The sequence below is a fragment of the Bradyrhizobium sp. ERR14 genome (genome assembly GCF_014198235.1).
Classification (GTDB): domain Bacteria; phylum Pseudomonadota; class Alphaproteobacteria; order Rhizobiales; family Xanthobacteraceae; genus Bradyrhizobium.
On record NZ_JACIHD010000071.1, the window covers coordinates 1 to 1,090 of the forward strand.

Consider the following 1,090-nt stretch of genomic DNA (forward strand, 5'->3'; position numbering starts at 1 on the left):
TCGGTCTGGTAGTCAAGGCCGCTCAAGCCTGGCAGCCGGACATCAAGAACTAGACAGCTAATAGCGTCCGGAATTGTGCTCTGCAGCATTTCGCGCGCCGATCCGAATGCAATGACATCCATCCCTACCGATAGAAAAAGGTTCGTAAGCGAGCGACGCATGGAGATGTCATCCTCGACGAGGAAGACGATCGCCTTTGTCGAGGCCTTGGCGTTGCTGACTTCACCTGGCGAGTCAAATCGTCCTGTCACGCGACGGCCTCCTTATGCGGCGGTAGGGCAACCTGGAAGGTCGCGCCCGGTCCACTTTTGTGGACCATTGACAGCCGTCCTCCGTGAGCTCCCACAATCGACCGGCAGATTGAAAGACCCATTCCAAGGCCACTCGATTTGGTGGTGAAGAAAGGATCCAAGACGCGGTCCGCGTCCTTCTCGGCGATGCCGACGCCGCAATCCGTGACGGCAAGGTGGATGTGCCCCACATCGTCCTTTGATGATTGAATCAGCAGTTCGCGCGTCCGGTCGGTAACTGCCTCCATGGCTTCGATTCCGTTCATCACGAGATTGATGATCACCTGTTGTAGCTGAATCCGATCGCCGAGGATCGTAGGCAGCCCTGCCCTCAGCTCGGTTCGTAACGTCACTCGGTGGCTCACCAGCTCCCGTGTTACCAGCGCAATGACGTCCTTAACGACTTCATTGATATCGAGCGGCACCATCTCAATCTCGCCCTTCTTCGCGAGCGCGCGAATACGACGGATCACCTCGCTTGCCCGGATTGCGTCTTCGATGATCCACTCCACCGAAGAGCGGGCGGCGGAAAGATTAGGCGCTTCCCGGCCCATCCAACCGAGGCACGCATCGGCGTTGCTGATAATAGCGGCGAGTGGCTGGTTTATTTCGTGGGCGATGGAAGTTGTCAGCTCTCCTAACGTCGTTACACGCGTCACATGCGTAAGCTCCGATTGTGCCCTTCGTAGTTCTTGTTCGGCTTGATCGGCGCGAATGGTAGCGGTGATGTCAGTGCTGACGCCACGGTAGCCGAGAAAATTGCCCTTTCCATCGAAAAAAGGCTTGCCACTCGTGCGGAC

The 1,090-nt window shown here is 57.2% G+C and carries 2 protein-coding genes; both read right to left on the bottom strand.

Annotated elements, in window-relative coordinates; translation table 11 throughout:
* On the bottom strand, positions 1-251 hold a 251-nt coding region (locus tag GGD62_RS41445), incomplete at its 3' end, for a response regulator (protein ID WP_183714872.1).
* Positions 248-1,090, bottom strand: an 843-nt coding sequence (locus tag GGD62_RS40555) for a sensor histidine kinase (RefSeq protein WP_246800599.1), incomplete at its 5' end; no start/stop codon positions are given. The genes GGD62_RS40555 and GGD62_RS41445, both read right to left, overlap by 4 nt.